General features: G+C 44.2%; 22 protein-coding genes and 1 other annotated feature. Of the genes, 10 read left to right on the plus strand and 12 right to left on the minus strand.

Features of this window, described 5'->3' with window-relative positions; all coding sequences use genetic code 11:
* Window positions 1–2: 2 nt before the first annotated feature.
* On the minus strand, window positions 3–182 hold the full coding sequence (gene torE, locus L3V31_RS08140) for a trimethylamine N-oxide reductase system protein TorE (protein WP_237315586.1): 180 nt from the start codon (window positions 180–182) through the stop codon (window positions 3–5).
* A 440-nt stretch (window positions 183–622) separates the two neighbouring features.
* Here torE and L3V31_RS08145 point away from each other — a divergent pair, with 440 nt between their 5' ends.
* On the plus strand, window positions 623–1,426 hold the full coding sequence (locus L3V31_RS08145) for an ABC transporter permease (protein WP_237315587.1): 804 nt from the start codon (window positions 623–625) through the stop codon (window positions 1,424–1,426).
* Window positions 1,427–1,670: 244 nt separating this feature from the next.
* The gene (locus tag L3V31_RS08150) at window positions 1,671–1,808 is read left to right on the plus strand and encodes a hypothetical protein (RefSeq protein ID WP_014231504.1); all 138 of its coding nucleotides are present in this window, start codon (window positions 1,671–1,673) and stop codon (window positions 1,806–1,808) included.
* Between the two features lie 83 nt (window positions 1,809–1,891).
* Here L3V31_RS08150 and focA read toward each other — a convergent pair whose 3' ends face one another.
* A complete protein-coding gene (gene focA / locus L3V31_RS08155; protein WP_237315588.1) occupies window positions 1,892–2,752 on the minus strand; it encodes a formate transporter FocA in 861 nt (286 codons plus the stop codon).
* A gap of 301 nt (window positions 2,753–3,053) precedes the next feature.
* Between focA and L3V31_RS08160 the strand changes: the two genes are divergently transcribed.
* The 3 genes from L3V31_RS08160 to L3V31_RS08170 all read left to right on the plus strand — a co-directional run bounded on the left by L3V31_RS08160 (window position 3,054) and on the right by L3V31_RS08170 (window position 5,065).
* A complete protein-coding gene (locus tag L3V31_RS08160) occupies window positions 3,054–3,290 on the plus strand; it encodes a TIGR02647 family protein (RefSeq protein WP_237315589.1) in 237 nt (78 codons plus the stop codon).
* 312 nt (window positions 3,291–3,602) lie between these two features.
* Window positions 3,603–4,430, plus strand: a complete 828-nt coding sequence (locus tag L3V31_RS08165) for an NAD-dependent epimerase/dehydratase family protein (protein ID WP_237315590.1) — start codon at window positions 3,603–3,605, stop codon at window positions 4,428–4,430.
* Window positions 4,427–5,065, plus strand: a complete 639-nt coding sequence (locus L3V31_RS08170; protein WP_237315591.1) for a YdcF family protein — start codon at window positions 4,427–4,429, stop codon at window positions 5,063–5,065. Before L3V31_RS08165 ends, L3V31_RS08170 begins: the two co-directional genes overlap by 4 nt.
* A 70-nt stretch (window positions 5,066–5,135) precedes the next feature.
* Here L3V31_RS08170 and L3V31_RS08175 read toward each other — a convergent pair whose 3' ends face one another.
* A complete protein-coding gene (locus L3V31_RS08175; RefSeq protein WP_237315592.1) occupies window positions 5,136–5,714 on the minus strand; it encodes a thymidine kinase in 579 nt (192 codons plus the stop codon).
* An 80-nt stretch (window positions 5,715–5,794) separates the two neighbouring features.
* Window positions 5,795–7,177: a cysteine--tRNA ligase gene (gene cysS / locus L3V31_RS08180; RefSeq protein WP_237315593.1), complete on the minus strand. Its 1,383-nt coding sequence runs from the start codon at window positions 7,175–7,177 to the stop codon at window positions 5,795–5,797.
* 203 nt (window positions 7,178–7,380) lie between these two features.
* Here cysS and L3V31_RS08185 point away from each other — a divergent pair, with 203 nt between their 5' ends.
* The 4 genes from L3V31_RS08185 to L3V31_RS08200 all read left to right on the plus strand — a co-directional run bounded on the left by L3V31_RS08185 (window position 7,381) and on the right by L3V31_RS08200 (window position 10,568).
* Window positions 7,381–7,875 carry a peptidylprolyl isomerase gene (locus tag L3V31_RS08185; protein ID WP_237315594.1) on the plus strand — a complete coding sequence of 165 codons (495 nt, stop codon included), beginning with the start codon at window positions 7,381–7,383 and terminating at the stop codon, window positions 7,873–7,875.
* A gap of 48 nt (window positions 7,876–7,923) precedes the next feature.
* Entirely contained in the window at window positions 7,924–8,652 is a 729-nt protein-coding gene (gene lpxH / locus L3V31_RS08190) for a UDP-2,3-diacylglucosamine diphosphatase (protein ID WP_237315595.1), read from the plus strand.
* A gap of 107 nt (window positions 8,653–8,759) precedes the next feature.
* The gene (locus L3V31_RS08195) at window positions 8,760–9,974 is read left to right on the plus strand and encodes an EAL domain-containing protein (protein ID WP_237315596.1); all 1,215 of its coding nucleotides are present in this window, start codon (window positions 8,760–8,762) and stop codon (window positions 9,972–9,974) included.
* Between the two features lie 90 nt (window positions 9,975–10,064).
* Window positions 10,065–10,568: a YchJ family protein gene (locus tag L3V31_RS08200; RefSeq protein ID WP_237315597.1), complete on the plus strand. Its 504-nt coding sequence runs from the start codon at window positions 10,065–10,067 to the stop codon at window positions 10,566–10,568.
* Between the two features lie 73 nt (window positions 10,569–10,641).
* Here L3V31_RS08200 and hisIE read toward each other — a convergent pair whose 3' ends face one another.
* The 8 genes from hisIE to hisG all read right to left on the minus strand — a co-directional run bounded on the left by hisIE (window position 10,642) and on the right by hisG (window position 17,831).
* On the minus strand, window positions 10,642–11,277 hold the full coding sequence (gene hisIE / locus L3V31_RS08205) for a bifunctional phosphoribosyl-AMP cyclohydrolase/phosphoribosyl-ATP diphosphatase HisIE (RefSeq protein ID WP_237315598.1): 636 nt from the start codon (window positions 11,275–11,277) through the stop codon (window positions 10,642–10,644).
* Window positions 11,274–12,047 carry an imidazole glycerol phosphate synthase subunit HisF gene (hisF, locus tag L3V31_RS08210; protein ID WP_237315599.1) on the minus strand — a complete coding sequence of 258 codons (774 nt, stop codon included), beginning with the start codon at window positions 12,045–12,047 and terminating at the stop codon, window positions 11,274–11,276. Before hisF ends, hisIE begins: the two co-directional genes overlap by 4 nt.
* Window positions 12,029–12,766 carry a 1-(5-phosphoribosyl)-5-[(5-phosphoribosylamino)methylideneamino]imidazole-4-carboxamide isomerase gene (hisA, locus tag L3V31_RS08215; RefSeq protein ID WP_237315600.1) on the minus strand — a complete coding sequence of 246 codons (738 nt, stop codon included), beginning with the start codon at window positions 12,764–12,766 and terminating at the stop codon, window positions 12,029–12,031. Before hisA ends, hisF begins: the two co-directional genes overlap by 19 nt.
* A 13-nt stretch (window positions 12,767–12,779) precedes the next feature.
* The gene (gene hisH, locus L3V31_RS08220) at window positions 12,780–13,394 is read right to left on the minus strand and encodes an imidazole glycerol phosphate synthase subunit HisH (RefSeq protein ID WP_237315601.1); all 615 of its coding nucleotides are present in this window, start codon (window positions 13,392–13,394) and stop codon (window positions 12,780–12,782) included.
* 36 nt (window positions 13,395–13,430) lie between these two features.
* On the minus strand, window positions 13,431–14,504 hold the full coding sequence (gene hisB / locus L3V31_RS08225) for a bifunctional histidinol-phosphatase/imidazoleglycerol-phosphate dehydratase HisB (protein ID WP_237315602.1): 1,074 nt from the start codon (window positions 14,502–14,504) through the stop codon (window positions 13,431–13,433).
* Between the two features lie 76 nt (window positions 14,505–14,580).
* On the minus strand, window positions 14,581–15,621 hold the full coding sequence (gene hisC, locus L3V31_RS08230; RefSeq protein WP_237315603.1) for a histidinol-phosphate transaminase: 1,041 nt from the start codon (window positions 15,619–15,621) through the stop codon (window positions 14,581–14,583).
* Window positions 15,622–15,636: 15 nt separating this feature from the next.
* On the minus strand, window positions 15,637–16,929 hold the full coding sequence (gene hisD / locus L3V31_RS08235; protein ID WP_237315604.1) for a histidinol dehydrogenase: 1,293 nt from the start codon (window positions 16,927–16,929) through the stop codon (window positions 15,637–15,639).
* A gap of 5 nt (window positions 16,930–16,934) precedes the next feature.
* Entirely contained in the window at window positions 16,935–17,831 is an 897-nt protein-coding gene (gene hisG, locus L3V31_RS08240) for an ATP phosphoribosyltransferase (protein WP_014231486.1), read from the minus strand.
* 51 nt (window positions 17,832–17,882) lie between these two features.
* Window positions 17,883–18,020 (minus strand) — a sequence feature (His leader region).
* Between the two features lie 362 nt (window positions 18,021–18,382).
* On the opposite strand from hisG, the gene L3V31_RS08245 reads away from it, so the two are divergent.
* Window positions 18,383–19,336 carry a sigma-54 dependent transcriptional regulator gene (locus L3V31_RS08245; RefSeq protein WP_237315793.1) on the plus strand — a complete coding sequence of 318 codons (954 nt, stop codon included), beginning with the start codon at window positions 18,383–18,385 and terminating at the stop codon, window positions 19,334–19,336.
* Window positions 19,337–19,340: the final 4 nt, after the last annotated feature.

Below are 19,340 nucleotides of genomic sequence, written 5' to 3' on the forward strand. Positions count from 1 at the left end.
GCTTACATACCGTGCGCACCAGGAGGTCCAAAGAAGAAAACCTGCAACATCCATACGATGAACCCGTAGCCACCTACGAAACCGACGCTTAGAATTGGAAAGAGAACAACCGCAATGAAGAAAAATGACTTCCATTCAAGGGAGCGTTTTTCATCGCACTCAATATTATTAACATCTTTCATACATTTGCCTACTTTGTATTTAGTGTTATTGAAAAGCTCAGGAAACTTAGCTTAAGTTTTTTACAATTTATAACCGAAAATGTTAATCCATATTATTAGTAAGGTTCAATCAAATAACGCCCTTCAAACCTTGTAATTCAACACTTTTTTGAGTTCGAACGGAGATGTGTGGGATTGATATTATTTATTAAAAAACATGAACAGATATGAAAAAATAAATCTTTTAAATAAACGTTAAATGAGAAACAATATAAAAACATAAATAACATTTCTACGTTAAACATCACGGGGAAAATGCATTTTTATATCGAAGGAAAACAAAATAATGTAAACAAATTGATAAGAAATGAATTATAAAAGAGGCTTTCACTCGTATTTAAAGTCATTCGAAAAATATGAGTTAACATAGAAAGGGTAAAGAAGAGAATTGAGGAGAATGAATGGACAACGTAGTCGATATTAGCTGGATAAAACTGGCGATATTTAGTTTGATTTTAGTCATCCCTCTAGCAATTAACTATCATTACAAGTTGGGGATTGCAAAAGACACTGTGATCAGTGTCCTTCGTATGACTGTACAGCTGATCCTGATAGGCGTTTACTTAGAGTACCTCTTCCACCTAAACAGTTTATTGATCAACGTATTATGGCTTGCAGTCATGCTTGTGGTTGGGGCAAGCACAATTGCAGGCAAAGCTCGCTTACCCAAAAAGCCATTGATGTTCCCTTTGATCACAGGGCTCATTTGTGGCCTTTTCCCGCTTCTTGTTGCCATGACGGTGGGTCTCGTTCGGCCGACTCCTCTTTATAATGCCCAATACATGATCCCGCTAGCAGGTATGCTGTTAGGTAATAGCTTAAGCAGTAACATCATCGCACTGCAAAACCTCTTTACCGCGTTTGAAGAACGTAAGACAGAGTATGAAGCCGCCATTTCACTTGGCGCTTCCCCCAAATACGCGTCATTTCCGTTTGTGCAGGAAGCACTAAGAAAATCCATGGCACCAACCTTAGCGTCCATGACCGCAACTGGCCTTGTCACACTTCCAGGGATGATGACGGGACAGATCTTAGGGGGAGCAAGCCCTATGGTCGCGATAAAGTATCAATTGGTGATCATGTTAGCGATTTTTGTCATGTTAAGTGTATCGGTGGCTATCACGTTAGAAATGACGTTGAGCAGTGTACAAACCAAAGAAGGCAGAGTCAGAGTAAAAATTGCGCAAAAAAGTCCAACAAAATAGCCTCGACGTACTCGCATATAAACGTTTAATTTTATAATATTTTCTGCAGTCAGATAGATACACACGATGTTTAAGACAGGTTATCCACAGAAAATGTGGATAAGCAATGAAAAAACATACGCAATCAGAAACATAACAGGTTGTCTGGAAAAGGTTTTTCCGACACGCAACGGTCATAAATTGATCACTTAGCTGAAATACTCTAGTTTTAGAGTGCAGGGAGTCGCAAAAAGGAGCAACTATCATGGATGTATTAATGGTCTCTGAAAAGTATGATGAATTGTTGTCTGACACGCCGCTAGAGTGGCTTGTTCAGGTACCAAATGAAATGACGTCACACTGGGTGCCGATCGAGTTTGGGATTAACGAAGAGTTGGTATAACGAACAAAAGAAAGGCGAGCTATTTAAGCTCGCCTTTTGCTATCCTGCACTTGTCTCGTCCTAAAACAGAAGATAAGTCTCGACTACTTTAGATGCTTATCTTCATCACGCAGGTAAATCATCCAATACCACATACCCACAAACACGCCACCACCGATAATGTTGCCTAACGTAACAGGGATAAGGTTGTTGACAATGAAGCCTGTCATGTTCAAATCCGCGTAATTCGCGATATCTGCTCCTGTCATTTGCCAAAAAGCTTCTGGAGCAAAGTATTTAATACCAATAGCCATTGGCACTTGGAACATGTTCGCAATACAGTGCTCAAAGCCTGCAGACACAAACATGGCAACGGGTAGTATCATTACGGCAATCTTATCGGTTAACGTGCGTCCACTGAATGTCATCCAGACGGCAATACAAACTAAAACGTTACACATAATGCCTAAGGCAACAGCCGAGAAGAAGTCGTGGTGTAACTTGTGCTGGGAAATTGCCATCGCATTGAGGCCAACCTGACCGCCATCAAACATATACTGCTTGCTGACCAGCATACAAGCCACCAGCATAGCGGCACCAGCCATATTACCAAAGTAAACCACAAACCAGTTTTTAACCAAGGCCTTCCAGGAAATTTTACCACTGGCGCGCGCTACCAGAGTCAACACCGAGCTGGTGAAAAGCTCTCCGCCCGTGACCACCACAAGAATCAATCCAAGACTAAACGCAAGACCACCAATTAAACGAGTCATACCCCAAGGTAAGTCGCCTGCGCCTGTTGTCACAGTGGTATAGAAAATGAAGGCAATACCAATGTGAAGCCCTGCGGAGATGGCAAGTAAGAAAGATTTAACAGGTGCTTTAGTCGCTTTACCTACACCAACTTCGGCAGCGCGTTCAGCAGCTTGCGGCGGTAATAATGAGTCAAAGTGATTGAAATTCATGGTGGCGTAACATTTAGAAACAATTAAGGAGGCGGCGATAATCGCGCTATTTTCACACTTTTTCAAGGGGTATTTGTATTGTTAACTAAAAATATTGTTTACGGGATGTTCATTGCAAATATGAGCCACCAAAATGCCAGAATTTCGCTGTCATTGATATGTGACAAGAATATTTTCTTTCGAGCAAAAATCCCACGTTATATCAGCCTGATAGCAATACAGTTAACACTTCTCGCGGTTTTGTGTTGCTCTACTTGGTTTTTGAGACTAGCTTGGATAAAAAAGCGCAAAGGAATTATTTATGAAATATTCAGCGGAACACATGGCCGAATTGAATCTACTTCTTCAGTTCGATTTAAGCAGTGCGGCAACCGGTATTAAAGTTCACAAAGATGCGTCCGAAGAGACCCAAATCGCCATTGCTAGTCTATATGAGAAAAAACTCTGCACACAGCCTGATGGAGGTTACTTAACTAACGAAGGTATAGAGGTCGCAGAACACGCAGAAAAAATTTTACGAGTACTGGCGGCAAGTTAATCTAGGTATCAGTGACTGAAATGTCAGAGTTCACGCAGCTAAAAGCGGCGTCATACAGCAACATTGTTAGATTAATCGCTTGAGTCGTCGTCAACTCCTCCCCCTGAAAATGCCATCATCATCGATGGCATTCACATATCCTCCCAATAGGTTTACACTTATTTCTAATTCACTGAAGTTTGACTATTGCAATCAATAACGTACATCGATACCAGGTAAGACGCCTGATATGATATTCCCTCCCTTTCTTCAGTGAACAATACAACGCGCATAATTTTATTTAACAACTTTGATTAAGTCGGGATGAGACATATGGCAAACACATTGATTGTAGGTGCGGGCTGGCTAGGCACACCACTCGCCCAAGCTTTAGTAGACGAAGGACAGACGGTTGTTGTGACTCGGCGCAGTCAGGAAAGATTGGATGAGTTACCTTCCGCGCTCACGAACGCTGAACTACTCGATCTCAGTCAGGCAAACGCAGAAATAAAACTGCCAGAGCTTATCCAGCGCTATCAAATCAAGCACATTGTCGGTGCGTTTCCTCCAGGGTTTAGAAAAGGCGGTGGTCAAGAGTATGCTCAGCAATGGGCAACGTTAGTTGAAACTGCAAAGCAACAAGATATTGATAAGTTAGTGATGATCAGTTCCACTACGGTCTACCCTAACCTACCCTCTGACATGAGTGAAGATTCCGCTTCTCTTTCATTAGCACAAAACCATCCTCATTTTTCTGACAACGCACACATCATGCTTCAAGCGGAACAGTCTGTGATCGACTCTGGTATCAACTACGCCATTTTACGATGTAGTGGATTGATTGGCCCCGATAGGAACCCGGCTCGCTTTGCTGCGCGACTAAAACAAGTCAGCCGCAAAGCCCCTGCGAACATGGTTCATCAGAACGATGCTATTGCTGCAGCAAAATTTGCGCTGGAAAATATTGATAACGAAATTGTCAACGTGACAACACCAAATACTGTCAGTAAAGCCGAGTTCTATCAGGCGGCGATCACCAAGAGTGGCGCTGAACTTTCTCTGCCTCCAGTGACTGAAGACGCCGACAAGCGCATTGTCGCGGATAAACTCGTTTCGCTCGGTTATAAATTTCAATTTAACTCAACGCTGGATGCACTATGAAGCTTTATCAACATATCGAAACGCTCTGGGATTACATGCAACTAAAGCATCAGCTAAAACCCGCGGATTGCTTATTAGTCATGTGCAGTAATGACCTTCGTGTCGCAGAGCATGCCGCAAAGCTTTATCTGCAGAAACTTGCACCACGCATCGTGTTCTCTGGCGGTAAAGGGCGATTTACCGATGGTTTATTTGACAAGAGTGAAGCAGAGACTTTCGCAGAAATAGCGCAATCGGCAGGTGTCCCTAGCGATGCAATATTGTTAGAAACCCAATCAACAAATAGCGGTGAAAACGTACGCTTTACTCACCAGTTACTCGCAGACAACGGTATTTTGTGTGACTCGGTGATTTTAGTGCAAAAACCATTTATGGAGCGTCGTGCTATCGCTACGTTCGAGAAGCAGTGGCAATCCCCCTATTCTCAACTGCAAGTGAGCTCCACTGCACACCCATTCTTCGAGTACATTAATGAAGACATGCCGTTGATGATGGTATTAGAAGCACTGATGGAAGACTATTCTCGCGTCAAAACCTACCCTGAGAAAGGTTATCAGACAGAGCAAGTTATCCCCGAAAATGTAGAGTCGTCTTATCAAGCATTGCTACAACGTTTCGGTTTTAATTTCGCATAGTTGATTAACGACAAACCAAAAAAAGCCACCCATTCCGGTGGCTTCTCTATATGCGTTTAGCGAACTAGGACTATTTACCTAACGCTTCTTTGTAATGCTGACGACAAACGGAAACATAACGCTCATTACCGCCAATTGCGACTTGGTCACCCTCTTTGATGGCAACACCATGCTCATCAGTACGAATAACCATATTCGCTTTACGCCCACAGTGACAAATCGTCTTAAGTTCTACCAATTTGTCTGCCCATGATAATAGGTACTTACTGCCTTCAAAAAGTTCACCAAGAAAATCGGTTCGAAGACCATAACAAAGGACTGGGATGTGCAGTTTATCCACCACTTCTGTCAGTTGATATACCTGCTCTTTCGTTAAGAACTGGCATTCATCAACCAGAATACAATGTCGCTTTTCAACCTCATTTAGAGCGGTAATCTCCTGATATAAATTGGTATCCTGACCAAAAAGGTGGGCATCTGACTGTAAACCAATTCGTGAGCTTACTTTGCCTACACCGTAGCGATCATCAAGTGCTGCAGTGAATATCACTGGGGTCATACCGCGTTCTTGGTAATTAAAAGAAGATTGAAGAAGAGTCGTTGATTTACCCGCATTCATCGCAGAGTAGTAGAAATACATCTGAGCCACAGAGCATTACCTGAAGTTAAAATTATGGAAGTAGAAAATAAAAGGGCTGAATTATCAGCCCTTTAAAAAAGAAAATTCAATCACTTACGACGCCAAACTGTGCCTTCTGGACCATCTTCCAGCACGATGCCCATTTCAGTTAGCTTATCGCGAGCCATGTCTGCGTTTGCCCAATCTTTAGATGCACGAGAGTCGTTACGCAGTTTGATCAATGCTTCAATTTCTGCCACTTCATCGTCATTACCTGCGTCACCTTTCAGGAAGGCTTCAGGATCTTGATAAAGAATACCGATAACATCGGCAAGCTCACGCATTAATGCGCCAAGTTCGCTTGCTTTCTCAAGGCTTTCTGTCTTCAGACGGTTTACTTCACGCGCCATATCAAACAGTACTGAGTAAGCCTCAGGCGTGTTGAAATCGTCATTCATCGCGTTAGTAAAGCGAGAAACGTACTCTTCGCCACCAGCTGGTGCAGCTTTGAGATCAAGACCACGAAGCGAGGTGTACAGGCGCTCAAGCGAAGCACGCGCTTGGTTTAGGTTATCTTCGCTGTAGTTTAACTGGCTACGGTAGTGACCAGACATCAGGAAGTAGCGTACTGTTTCCGCATCGTAGTGACCTAAAACATCACGGATGGTGAAGAAATTGCCCAGAGACTTAGACATTTTCTCGCGGTCTACCATCACCATGCCGCTGTGCATCCAAGTGTTCACGTACTTAGTGTCGTGTGCGCAGCAAGACTGAGCGATCTCATTCTCGTGGTGAGGGAACTGAAGGTCGGAGCCGCCGCCGTGAATATCGAAGTGGTTACCAAGAATTGACGAGTTCATTGCAGAACATTCAATGTGCCAACCGGGACGGCCTGGTCCCCAAGGTGATTCCCATGTTGGTTCGTCTGGTTTTGACATTTTCCAAAGAACAAAGTCCAACGGGCTACGTTTTGCTGTTTCGATATCAACACGAGCACCAGCCTGAAGCTGATCTAAATCTTGCTTTGAAAGCTTGCCGTATTCGTCAAACTTACCCACTTCAAACATGACGTCGCCGTTATCTGCAACGTAAGCGAAACCACGCTCGATCAGCTTTTGAACCAGTTCAATGATTTCAGGGATAAACTGTGTAGCACGAGGTTCAATATCTGGGCGCTTCATATTTAACGCATCGAAGTCAGCGTGCATTTCACCAATAAGACGCTCGGTCAGTGAATCACAAGATTCACCGTTTTCTGCTGCACGTTTGATGATCTTATCGTCGATATCGGTGATATTACGAACGAACGTTAGATCGTAACCTAGGTAACGTAGGTAGCGAGATACAACGTCAAAAGACACAAAAGTACGACCGTGGCCGATGTGACAGAGATCGTAGATGGTAACTCCACAGACATACATGCCGATTTTGCCAGCTGTAATTGGTTTGAATTCCTCTTTCTGTCTTGTGAGTGTGTTATATATCTTTAACATGATCTCTATCTATAATTGTGAATGAATACAAGAAGGCTGAGTATAACAACTCCGACCTTATTAGGTAATAGGAATTAACCGATAAAACGATAATCGGCTAAACTTCAAGCACAAAACGATTAATTTCTTCTTCCTGAGTTTTTAAAGCGTTGTAACTTAGGCTAGAATCTCGGGCTCAATACAACACAGTAAAGGACAGCAGCATGATCACCCTTCACACTAATTTTGGTGACATCAAGATTCAACTAAACGAAGAGAAAGCGCCAGAAACAAGCGCAAACTTCCTACAGTACTGCCGCGACGGTTTTTACGACAACACTCTATTCCACCGTGTTATTGATGGTTTCATGGTTCAAGGTGGCGGCATGGAATCAGGTCTGCGTGAAAAACCAACACGTGCACCTATCAAAAACGAAGCAAACAACGGCCTTAGCAACAAAGTAGGCACACTTGCTATGGCACGTACTATGGAACCGCACTCAGCGAGCTCTCAGTTCTTCATCAACGTGAACAACAACACATTCCTAGACTTCCGTAGCGAAAGCCTAGATGGTTGGGGTTACTGTGTGTTCGGTGAAGTTGTAGAAGGTATGGACGTAGTAAACCAAATCAAAGGCGTTAGCACTGGTTCTTACGGCATGCACCAAGACGTACCACTGGAAGACGTGGTAATCACTGGTACAACAATCGAAGAGTAATTCGTACGAACTTAATTGAATGGGGAGGCGTCGCCTCCCCTTATTTCTATGACAACATTATTTATATCAGACCTGCACCTTACGCCGTCTCGCCCTGACATTACAGAGTGCTTTGTGACATTTATGCGCACAGAAGCCCCAAAAGCCGACGCTCTTTACGTATTAGGCGATCTTTTCGAATTTTGGGTCGGTGACGACGATAACACGCCTTTTTCTAACCAAATTCGCACCGAATTTAAAGCGCTGACCGACCGCGGTGTTCCTGTCTTCTTTATCCAAGGCAATCGTGATTTCCTGTTAGGAGAACGTTTTTGCAAACAAACGGGGATAACGCTTCTTGATGATGTTTGTACCATTGACCTCTATGGCACGAAGGCAGTGATCCTGCATGGTGATACTCTATGTACAGACGATGTGAACTATCAGAAATTTCGCAAGACCGTTCACCAACCTTGGCTACAATGGGTCTTCAACCATATCCCTTGGTTTATAAAGAAAAAAATTGTCGCGAAAGTTCAGTCTGATATTCGCGATGACAAAAGTAGCAAATCGTTGGACATTATGGATGTAAACCAGGATGAAGTAGAGAAAGTGATGTCTCAACATTGCGTCGACCTGATGATTCATGGCCATACCCATCGTCCAGATACGCATAATTTTGAGGTCAACGGTGTTAAAAAAACGCGCATCGTTTTAGGTGATTGGTATACGCAAGGCTCAGTTTTACAAGCAAATTCTGATCATTTAGTTCTACAAACAAGGCCTTTCAACAGATAATTTACTCAGATCGTGTTAGACCTTACAATATTCGGACTTAAAGCATAGATATTTTACGAAAAATCGTTATCATCGTATAACTCAGTTAAACAGAATGAAGTCCCTAATTGAAGTATTCTTACGTAGCTCGCCAACCGATTCTAGACAGAGAAAAGCGAACCATTGGTTATGAGCTTCTCTTTCGAGACGGCCCAAAAAATACCTTCCCTGAAGTAGAGCCCGAGCAGGCTACCAGTCGATTGCTGTCTGATCATTTTCTTTCGACGCATTACAATACATTGGGTAACAAACTGGGTTTTGTTAACTTCCCCCAGCAGAGTCTGATTAATTTGGTTCCGACTTTATTCCCCAAGGACTCATTAGTTATTGAGGTTTTAGAAGATTGCGAGCCAACTGAAGAACTACTTAAAGCGATTAAATATTTGCATGAATGTGGGTACAAAATTGCGCTGGATGATTTCGTACCAACCAAAGCTTGGAAACGGTTTCTTCCCTACGTCTCGATCATCAAGTTTGACATTCGCCTGGTGCCGATAGAAAAAGCAGCCATTTTTATTCAAACTCTTCGTCACTACAACATCGAATTTCTTGCAGAGAAAGTGGAAACCTATGAAGAGTTTAAACAGACTCTAGAAGCAGGATTCACTTACTTTCAGGGCTACTTCTTCAGTAAACCTGAAATGATCAAGAAAAAACAACTGAAACCTTCATTTCTGGCAGTTATTCAATTGTGTAAAGAGATTGCGGATAAGCCCATCAACTTTGATGAAGTTGAACGCCTCTTTTCAATCGATATTACACTTTCATACAAGTTACTGACTTACGTTAATTCCGGGTATACACTCGCCACCAAAATTAAGTCTTTCAGACAAGCGCTCATTTACTTGGGTGAAGATCGCTTACGACGTTTTATTTCACTCGTTGCCATCGCTTCTGTTCAAGATGATAAACCAGATTCCCTCTATACTCTTGCAATCCAACGCGCTCGAATGTGTGAGTTATTACTGAGCTTAATGAAGACTAAGTACGATCCTGGACAAGCTTTTCTGACCGGGATGTTTTCACTTCTAGACTCGCTGCTCGACCAACCTTTGAGTGATGTGATTAACGACATTCCTGTGGACGACGATATCAAATTAGCTCTCACAAGCCACAAAGGTGTATTGGGTTACTTGCTGTCGATGACTATCGCTTATGAACAAGCCAACTGGGAGCGGGTTGAGAAATATTGTGCGGCTCTCAAGCTCACAGAAGAGCAACTTGTAGAAACATTTAACCAGTCCACCGTCTGGGCTCAGGAACTGCTTTCCCAAAGTTCTTAAATGTTTCCTCTTCTGATAACGTAGTTCGTATGTATAATCCTTCCTATCTCACCAATGTGAGTCTGTTTAATTAAATAGAGATTTCTTTTTATGTCTTCTACCTGCCCTTGTGGCTCCAATCTCACTTATCAACAGTGTTGTGAAATTGCCCATAACAATCACAAAAATGTAGAAACACCAGAGCAGTTAATGCGCTCACGCTACAGTGCTCATGTTTTGGGTTTAGTGGATTATGTTGTCGCAACTTATCACTCAAGTTGTCATGCTGAAGATCAGCGCGAAGGCATTGCACAATCTATCGATAGTGATTGGTGTCAACTTGAAGTAATTAAAGCTGATACTGGCAGTAACGAGAATGAAGGTTTTGTTGAGTTCAACGCCTATTTCAATGAAGATGGCAAACGCTACTGTCTGAGTGAGCGTTCACGCTTTGTCAAAGAGAATGGCCTTTGGTACTACATTGACGGCACGTTCCCTCAAGACGAGGAAGAGCCAGATCCTCGCCTGAGCCAGCCGATAAGCAATCTGAAAGTCGGCCGTAATGATCCATGTATCTGTGGTAGCGGTAAGAAATTTAAGAAGTGTTGTGGTTAATCGACAAACTTATTTGATAAACAAAAGGCTTCCCGTTGGAAGCCTTTTTAGTATATCGCGATTATAAGAAAAGTTACTTATGACGCTCTTTGAGCTTATTCACTACGTCGTTCATCGACAGACCTTGGTCTTGCAGCAGAACCATTAAGTGATAAATCAAATCCGCCGATTCGCACACTAGCTCCGCCTTGTCACCCGACGTTGCCGCAAGCGCGACTTCAACGCCCTCTTCGCCCACTTTCTGCGAAATACGCTTGGTGCCACGGGCATAAAGACTGGCGGTATAAGAGGACTCTGGGTCGGCGTCCTTGCGGGCAGCCAGTAGCTGCTCAAGTTGATGAAGCCACACCATTTGAGACTCTTCTTGTGGATCTCCATCCCAGCACGTTGTGGTGCCAGTGTGGCAAGTTGGACCAATCGGGTTCACTTTGACCAATAAAGTGTCATTGTCACAATCCAGTGAAATATTCACCAACTGAAGAACGTTACCCGAGGTTTCGCCTTTGGTCCACAATCGCTCTTTGGTGCGAGAGAAAAATGTCACCTGACCAGTTTCACCCGTTTTTACTAGTGCGTCCTGGTTCATGTAACCCATCATCAGAACTTGGCTGGACTGAAAATCCTGAACGATAGCAGGTACCAGACCATCCACCTTCTCCCAGTTGATTCTCTCTTGTAGAGAACTTACTTCGGTGGCTGCAAAACTCATACTCGTACCTCTATACCTTGCTGTTTTAAATACTGTTTCAACTCGCCAATATTGATGACTTGTTTATGGAATACCGACGCAGCCAATGCGCCGTCGACATTCGCTTTTTGGTAAGCTTCTGCAAAGTGTTCCATTGCACCCGCACCACCTGAAGCAATCAAAGGCACCTTACATACTTCACGTACCATATTGAGCTGTTCAATGTCGTAACCGTTACGGACGCCATCTTGGTTCATCATGTTCAGTACGATTTCGCCAGCGCCGCGCTTTTGTACTTCCTGAACCCAGTCACGCGTTTCCCATTGTGTCGCTTTTGTACGCTCTTCATCACCAGTAAACTGGTAAACCTGATATTTTCCCGTGTCCTTGTCATAGTAAGAGTCGATACCGACCACAATACATTGAACACCAAACTTATCAGCCAGATCAGTAATCAGCTGTGGATTCGCGAGAGCCGGAGAGTTGATCGAAACTTTATCAGCACCAAACTCCAAAATACGTGCTGCATCTTCCGCAGATTTAATGCCACCAGCCACACAGAAAGGAATGTCGATAACTTCTGCTACGCGCTTCACCCAACTTTTATCGACGACACGTCCGTCGCTAGACGCGGTAATATCGTAAAACACCAGCTCGTCAGCGCCCTCTTCTGCGTAGCGCTGCGCAAGAGGAACGATATCGCCGATGATTTCGTGGTTACGAAACTGAACCCCTTTCACCACCTGACCATCACGGACATCAAGACATGGGATTATTCGCTTTGCCAACATGTGAATGCCTCCTCTGCGGTGAATTTGCCATCAAGTAACGCGCGGCCAACAATGACACCAGCGACACCACTACCTTTTAGAGCTTCAATGTCGGCCAGTGAGCCGATGCCACCTGACGATTGAAACTGAACTTGTGGGTATTGCTTACAAAGATCCACGTATAGCTCAACGTTGGAACCTGCTAGCGTGCCGTCACGAGAAATGTCCGTGCACAGTACGTGCTTTAGACCAACGGTAAGATAGTCATCAATCAATGCTTCAATGGTTACGCCCGAGTCTTCCTGCCAGCCAGAGATAGCCACTTTACGTGTGCCATCCTGGTCGATGTTGATATCTAAAGCCAGAACGATCTTCTCTGCGCCGTATTTTTCCATCCAGCCTTTTACTAACTCAGGCTGTTTAACAGCTGTAGAGCCTACTACGACACGTTGCGCGCCCGCTTCTAACAGATCCACAACGTCCTGCTCAACGCGAACGCCACCACCAATCTGAATATTGGCTGGTGTGCTTGCCAATAGCTTTGCAATCAGATCAAGCTGTCGTGCAGAGGTATCTTTTGCGCCAGTTAAGTCCACCAAGTGCAACCAATTTGCACCCGCTTGATGATACAAGTTGAATTGCTCCGCTGGATCCACTTTGTATTCAGTTACTTGTCCGTAATCACCTTGGTAAAGGCGAACCACCTGTCCTTCAATTAAATCAAGAGCTGGAATAATCACACTAAATTCCTTTTTATAATTCTAAGAAGTTTTGAATAAGCTTCGCGCCCGCTTTTGAAGAACGCTCAGGGTGGAATTGCACTCCGTAGTAGTTGCCGCTTTGTACTGCTGCGGTAAACGGGTTGCCGTAATTACACTCAGCAATGGTGTAATCACCGACTGGCATAGCAAAACTGTGGACAAAGTAGAAGTACTCACCCTCTTCGATGCCTTTAAACAACGGGTTACCCGGTTTAGCAGACACCGTGTTCCACCCCATGTGAGGCAACGGTAAATCGCCCGTTTGAAGTAATTTCACTTCACCGTCACAAAGACCTAGACACTCAACCAGCTCATCGGCTTTTTGGCCTTTCTCTTGGGAAACCTTGCCAAGCAGTTGCATGCCCAGGCATATACCAAGAAGCGGTTTCTCGACCTTTTTAACCAGTTCGATTAGATCACGCTCCTCAAGATTTTTCATCGCTTCACTTGCTGTGCCTACACCTGGCAAGAAAAGTTTATCCGCCGATAAGACAACTTGAGGGTCTTTTGAAATTGTTACTGTGTAGCCAAGGCGCTCAATGGCAAATCTCACCGAAGAAACGTTGGCACAGCCAGTATCAATAATCACAACGTTCTGTTCTGTCACTGTACTCATCTCCTATCAATACTCTAAGGAATGACCTTAAAGAACGCCTTTACTACTTGGCATCTCGTTACCTTCTACTTTGATCGCCTGACGCAGAGTTCGGCCGAAGGCTTTAAACAAGCTTTCAATGATGTGGTGATCATTGTCGCCAGCAGAAGACAGGTGCAGAGTACACGCTAACGTATCGGTCAAAGAGCGGAAGAAGTGCACAACCATCTCGGTAGAGAGGTCACCGACTTGCTCGCGGCCAAACTCCGCATCGAATTTCAAGTATGGGCGACCAGATAAATCTAACGCACATTGTGCCAGACACTCATCCATCGGTAGGCTAAAGCCAAAGCGGCCAATACCACGTTTATCACCTAGTGCTTCTTTCAGTGCTTGCCCAAGAGCCAGCGCAGTGTCTTCTACGGTGTGGTGATCATCAATGTGAAGATCGCCTTTAACCTTACAGACAAGCTGGAAACCCCCGTGGGTTGCGATTTGATCAAGCATGTGATCAAAGAATCCCATCCCTGTTGAGATCTCATTACCACCTTGTTCATCAAGGTTAACGGCTACTTTGATATCCGTTTCTTTGGTGGTACGAATAACTTCAGCAACACGGGCTTTCACAGTCAGATCTTTTAGGATTTGCTTCCAACCCATGGTCTCTGGGTTATATTGAATGCCGCGAATCGCCATATTTTCAGCAAGTTGAAGGTCCGTCGCGCGGTCGCCAATCACAACCGAATTCTGGAAGTCAACTTTGCCGCCCTGAAGGTATTCTTTCACCATACCTAACTTAGGCTTACGGCAAGAGCAATTATCTTCATCAAAGTGAGGACAGATCAGAACGTCATCAAACTTCACGCCCTGAGATTCGAAAATTTCCATCATCATGTTATGAGGGGCATCAAAGTCTTCTTGCGGGTAGCTATCCGTACCCAAACCATCCTGGTTGGTCACCATGACTAAACGGTAACCTGCATCCTGCAACGCAAGAAGGCTTGGGATCACGTATGGTTCTAACTTCAACTTATCGAGGCGGTCTACTTGGAAATCAATCGGCGGCTCAACGATCAGTGTGCCATCACGGTCAATAAAAAGGATTTTTTGTTGTTTGCTCACTAGAACATCCTTATTGCTAATCTTGGTTGGCTCTCACTCGAGTGTGAGAGCAAGGTAACTTTATGACTTTACAGTTTTACGAATAGTAGTTTCTGATAAACCCAAGTGTCTTTTCGCACTCTTCACGATTGCCGATACTGATGCGCACACAGTTTTCAATCGGTGAATTACGTAAAATGATGCCTGTATCCCATGCGGCTTTAAACAGGGCATCACCATCAGGGAATTTCACCAACAGATAGTTCCCCCAGCCCTCGTACACCTGAAGACCCGGAATCATGGACAAGCCAACTTGTAGATAAGCTCGGTTGGCGTTGAGATCTAGTACCTGAAACTTAGCACGAGCCAACCCTGCTTCTGATAACGCTTGCATCGCAATATCAGCGACCGGAACAGGTACCGGATAAGGTGCGATAACTTTAAGAAGTACATTAATCAGCTCTTCATTTGCAAGCGTAAATCCACAGCGCAGACCAGCAAGCGCAAAGGCTTTCGATAACGTCCGAAGAATCGCTAAGTTCGGGTATTGCTCCAGCAAGTCGACAGTTGAGGCTTCTGGACAAAAATCGATGTACGCTTCATCCATGACCACGATCGCGCGATCTTTGGTCATCTCAAGTAGGGATACTATGTCTTCGCGCTTAACCAAATTACCAGTTGGGTTATTCGGAGAACAAACAAATACCAGCTTCACGTTATCGAGGTTCGCTTCAATACTTGCCAGATCCAGTTGCCAATCAGAAGTTAATGGAACGGTCTTACGCTCGACACCAATAGTTTCAGCACTGATCGAATACATACCATAAGTTGGCGGGCAGTAAAGGATGGCGTCTTCTCCCGGCTCACAGAAAGCACGTACGAGTAGCTCAATACCTTCATCAGCACCACGCGACGTCAGTGTCTGCTCTGGTTTCACGCCAGCATAAGCCGCATATGCCGCAATGAGTTCTTTTGGCTGACACTCACTGTAACGATTAAGACGAGCAAAATCGGTTTTGTATTCATTATCAAATGGGGACTCATTAGCATTTAGCCATACATCACCAGTACCGCCAATACGGCGAGCAGATAAGTAAGGCGTTAATTCCTGGACTTGTTTACGCGCTAGCTTTTCCATCTCAATATTTCCTTCTTACTTTGCTGCCAGTTTTTCTACACGAATCGTTACCGCACGCTTGTGTGCATCCAGACCTTCCGCTTCCGCCATGGTGACAACCGTAGGAGCCAGGTTTTTCAGGCCTTCAGCTGAGAGCTCTTGAACGGTCATACGTTTTGAGAAATCCGCTAAACCAAGGCTAGAATATGTGCGCGTGTAGCCGTAAGTTGGAAGCACGTGGTTAGTACCAGAAGCATAGTCACCAGCAGACTCAGGCGACCAGTCACCCAAGAAAATAGAGCCTGCGTTATCAAGCAATGGCAACAACTCACGTGGATTTTTGGTTTGCACGATTAAGTGCTCAGGGCCGTAGAAGTTGGAAATCGAAACAGCTTGAGTCAGGGACTCAGAAATAATAATCAAACTTGATGCTAACGCTTTTTGAGCAATGTCAGCACGCGAAAGTTGCTTCAGTTGACGTTGTACTGCATCGGTTACTTGATCAGCGATGACCTCTGACGGAGTGACAAGTACTACTTGAGAGTCAGGGCCGTGCTCTGCTTGGCTAAGCAGATCAGCAGCAATAAAGTCAGCGTCAGCCGTTTCATCCGCAAGAACCAAAACTTCAGATGGCCCCGCTGGCATATCGATAGCCGCGCCACGGAAATCATTACTGACTTGGCGTTTTGCCTCTGTTACGTAAGCGTTACCTGGACCAAAGATTTTATCGACCTTCGAAACGCTCTCGGTTCCGTAAGCCATCGCTGCAACCGCTTGGCCACCACCCACATTGTATACTTCGTCGATACCGCAAAGTTTTGCAACGTACAGGATTTCATCTGCAATTGGCGGCGGAGAACAAAGCACCACTTTACGACATCCGGCAATTTTTGCCGGTACACCAAGCATCAAAACGGTTGATGGCAACGGCGCGCTGCCGCCCGGGATGTACAAACCGACCTTTTGGATTGGGCGGGTCACTTGCTCACACATTACGCCCGGTTGAGTCTCAACTTTAATTGGCTGAGGCTTTTGCGCTTTATGGAACTTAGCAATATTCTCGTAAGCTTGATTGAGCGCGCTTTTCATCTTCTCAGAAAGACGTGCAGCAGCTGCATCTATTTCATTCGCAGAAACACGAATTGAATCTGGCTTTACCCGGTCAAACTTTTCGGTAAGCTCTACAAGTGCAGCATCCCCTTCGCTACGAACTTTTGCAATAACTTCAGCAACCGCAGCGGTGATGTTCGCGCCTTCTGCGATAGCCGGACGCTCTAAAATCGAATCTTGTTGATTTTCACTCAGTGATTGCCAAACAACTGTTCTCATGACCCTTACTCCATCATTTTTTCAATTGGTAGCACGAGAATTGAGCTCGCACCTAGCTCTTTTAGCTGTTCCATAGTTTCCCAGAACAGATTCTCAGAGCTCACCAAGTGAACCGCCATTTTCTGTTTGTCTGCAGATAATGGTAATACAGTTGGGTCTTCCGCACCCGGTAGTAGCGCTTTAATTTGTTCCAGCTTTTCTGCTGGCGCGTGCAGCATGATGTATTTTGACTCTTTTGCTTGCTGAACACCCTGCATACGCGTAAGTAGTTTATTGATCAATGCGGTCTTATCCGCGTCAAACTCACCTAAGCGTTGAATAAGCGTGGCTTTTGATTTAAAGATAACTTCGGCTTCTTTAAGGCCATTTGCTTCTAGTGTCGCACCTGTTGAAACCAAGTCAGCAATCGCATCTGCCAGACCAGCACGTGGTGCCACTTCTACAGAACCTGTCAGCATACAAGTTGAGAACGGTACACCTGCTTTATCCATGTATGCCTTTAGCAGGTGCGGATATGTCGTAGCAATGCGTTTACCCGCTAAATCTTGAGGGCCGTTATATTCTTCGTCCTTATCGATAGCAATAGACAGACGACAGCCACCAAAGTCAAGGCGACGAAGTTGAACAAATTCACATGGCTCACCTTGTACTTTACGGTCTAAACGCACTTCTTCCAGTTCGTTTTCACCGATGAAACCGAGGTCAACAACGCCGTCCATAACCAGCCCTGGAATATCGTCATCACGTACGAGTAACAAATCAATTGGCATATTTTCTGAGTGAACCACAAGACGCTCACCCATGAGGTTAAACTTCACGCCGCACTGTTTAAGTAGAGCTTGGCTCTCTTTGCTAAGACGACCTTTTTTCTGAATTGCGATTCTTAAGCGTTGTGATTGCATTGCTATGTCCCTGTACAAGATATTGAAAAATAAATATTTTTTAAACCAAAAACGAAAAAACCCTCGGAAGAATGTTTTCTCCCGAGGGTTTTAAATCTGAATTTCTTTGATTTTAACCTCCGGGAGTATCCTGCCTCCCGGGTATGCGCACATCTCCCGAAAGACTAGACTGGGTGATGATGGTGATGAATGTTCATTACAAAATTGCGCATACTTATTTACTGCTCTGTTTCGTTGCTCTGTTGGTAAACACACTAACCAAGGATTCTGTTTTTTTCAACACTAAATTTTACCTTTTCTAACATTTTTTACTAATTCATTGTTTTTATTTAATTTTTATTTATCTGACCTGTACTAAAAACCAATGAAAAAAGTATCTATTCAACCGGTATCCTAAAAAATAACTTCGATTTTATAAATTTTGCTATAAACAGCTAGTTAGCATTTTCCTCTTCAGTAATTAACATTTTTCTCAATAAAAAGACAGTAACTCGCCTTGAGGCAACTAATTAAAAACTATTATTTTATTGGGGCAAAAATAGTGATTAATGATGAAACTGCATAACAGTACTGCTAACAAAGTTGTGGATTTCAGCGATGCCGACTTGTATCCACTAATCGGTAATAGTGCATGTATCCAAGAACTTCGTAATGCAATTAAAAAATACGCTCGATGCGACGCAGAAGTGCTCATTCAAGGGGAAACTGGAGTGGGCAAAGGTCTGTGCGCCCGCCTGATTCATCAGTTGTCAAAAAGACGAGAGTGGCCTTTTATCGAAGTAAACTGCGGGGCGATTCCTAGTGGCCTTATTGCCTCAGAACTCTTCGGTCATGAAAAGGGCGCGTTTACGGGTGCTATTGCAGATCGTATCGGTTTTATTCAGAAAGCCCACAAAGGGACTTTATTCCTAGATGAGATTGGAGACATGCCTCCCGATCTTCAAATTCACTTGTTACACTTTTTAGAAAGCAAACAAATACATAAAGTCGGCGCTGATAAGTTTATCGATGTGGATTGTCGTGTGATTGCAGCCAGCCACGTGGATTTGAAAAGTGAAGTGGTCCAGGGAGAATTCCGAGAGGATCTATTCTACAGACTCAATATATTGCCTTTGACGATCCCTCCTTTGAGAAAAAGAGGTCGGGATATTCTTATGCTTTCAGAGCATTTTCTAAACAGATTATCCAGTGGTCAAGTCAACAAAATGTCTGCTGAAGTCGAAGATATGCTACTCAAACATCGCTGGCCGGGTAACGTGCGCGAACTGCGCAATATCATCCAAAGAGCGATAATAATGTGTGACGACAATACATTGTTGGTTGAAGATTTAGGGCTTGATTGCAACGAACGACAACTCCTCCCATCAGTCGATCAAATCGACCTTGATTATTTGCTGCAAGCTATCGAAGAAAACAAACACAACATGAGTGCTGCCGCACGCCACCTCGGTATTTCCAGAACAACCTTGTACCGACTCATTAAAAAATACAACCTCAACGTCTAATACT

This window comes from Vibrio sp. J1-1 (assembly GCF_021728395.1).
In the GTDB taxonomy this organism is placed as follows: domain Bacteria; phylum Pseudomonadota; class Gammaproteobacteria; order Enterobacterales; family Vibrionaceae; genus Vibrio.

Excerpts from the sequence above, each read along its gene's own strand:
- L3V31_RS08145 (WP_237315587.1), top strand. The coding sequence starts at position 623 with ATGGACAACGTAGTCGATATTAGCTGGATAAAACTGGCGATATTTAGT.
- L3V31_RS08200 (WP_237315597.1), top strand. The coding sequence starts at position 10,065 with ATGTCTTCTACCTGCCCTTGTGGCTCCAATCTCACTTATCAACAGTGT.
- torE (WP_237315586.1), bottom strand. The coding sequence starts at position 182 with ATGAAAGATGTTAATAATATTGAGTGCGATGAAAAACGCTCCCTTGAA.
- hisIE (WP_237315598.1), bottom strand. The coding sequence starts at position 11,277 with ATGAGTTTTGCAGCCACCGAAGTAAGTTCTCTACAAGAGAGAATCAAC.
- L3V31_RS08150 (WP_014231504.1), top strand. The coding sequence starts at position 1,671 with ATGGATGTATTAATGGTCTCTGAAAAGTATGATGAATTGTTGTCTGAC.
- L3V31_RS08170 (WP_237315591.1), top strand. The coding sequence starts at position 4,427 with ATGAAGCTTTATCAACATATCGAAACGCTCTGGGATTACATGCAACTA.
- hisF (WP_237315599.1), bottom strand. The coding sequence starts at position 12,047 with ATGTTGGCAAAGCGAATAATCCCATGTCTTGATGTCCGTGATGGTCAG.
- hisD (WP_237315604.1), bottom strand. The coding sequence starts at position 16,929 with ATGAGAACAGTTGTTTGGCAATCACTGAGTGAAAATCAACAAGATTCG.
- L3V31_RS08245 (WP_237315793.1), top strand. The coding sequence starts at position 18,383 with ATGAAACTGCATAACAGTACTGCTAACAAAGTTGTGGATTTCAGCGAT.
- L3V31_RS08185 (WP_237315594.1), top strand. The coding sequence starts at position 7,381 with ATGATCACCCTTCACACTAATTTTGGTGACATCAAGATTCAACTAAAC.
- cysS (WP_237315593.1), bottom strand. The coding sequence starts at position 7,177 with ATGTTAAAGATATATAACACACTCACAAGACAGAAAGAGGAATTCAAA.
- focA (WP_237315588.1), bottom strand. The coding sequence starts at position 2,752 with ATGAATTTCAATCACTTTGACTCATTATTACCGCCGCAAGCTGCTGAA.
- lpxH (WP_237315595.1), top strand. The coding sequence starts at position 7,924 with ATGACAACATTATTTATATCAGACCTGCACCTTACGCCGTCTCGCCCT.
- hisC (WP_237315603.1), bottom strand. The coding sequence starts at position 15,621 with ATGGAAAAGCTAGCGCGTAAACAAGTCCAGGAATTAACGCCTTACTTA.
- L3V31_RS08165 (WP_237315590.1), top strand. The coding sequence starts at position 3,603 with ATGGCAAACACATTGATTGTAGGTGCGGGCTGGCTAGGCACACCACTC.
- hisG (WP_014231486.1), bottom strand. The coding sequence starts at position 17,831 with ATGCAATCACAACGCTTAAGAATCGCAATTCAGAAAAAAGGTCGTCTT.
- L3V31_RS08160 (WP_237315589.1), top strand. The coding sequence starts at position 3,054 with ATGAAATATTCAGCGGAACACATGGCCGAATTGAATCTACTTCTTCAG.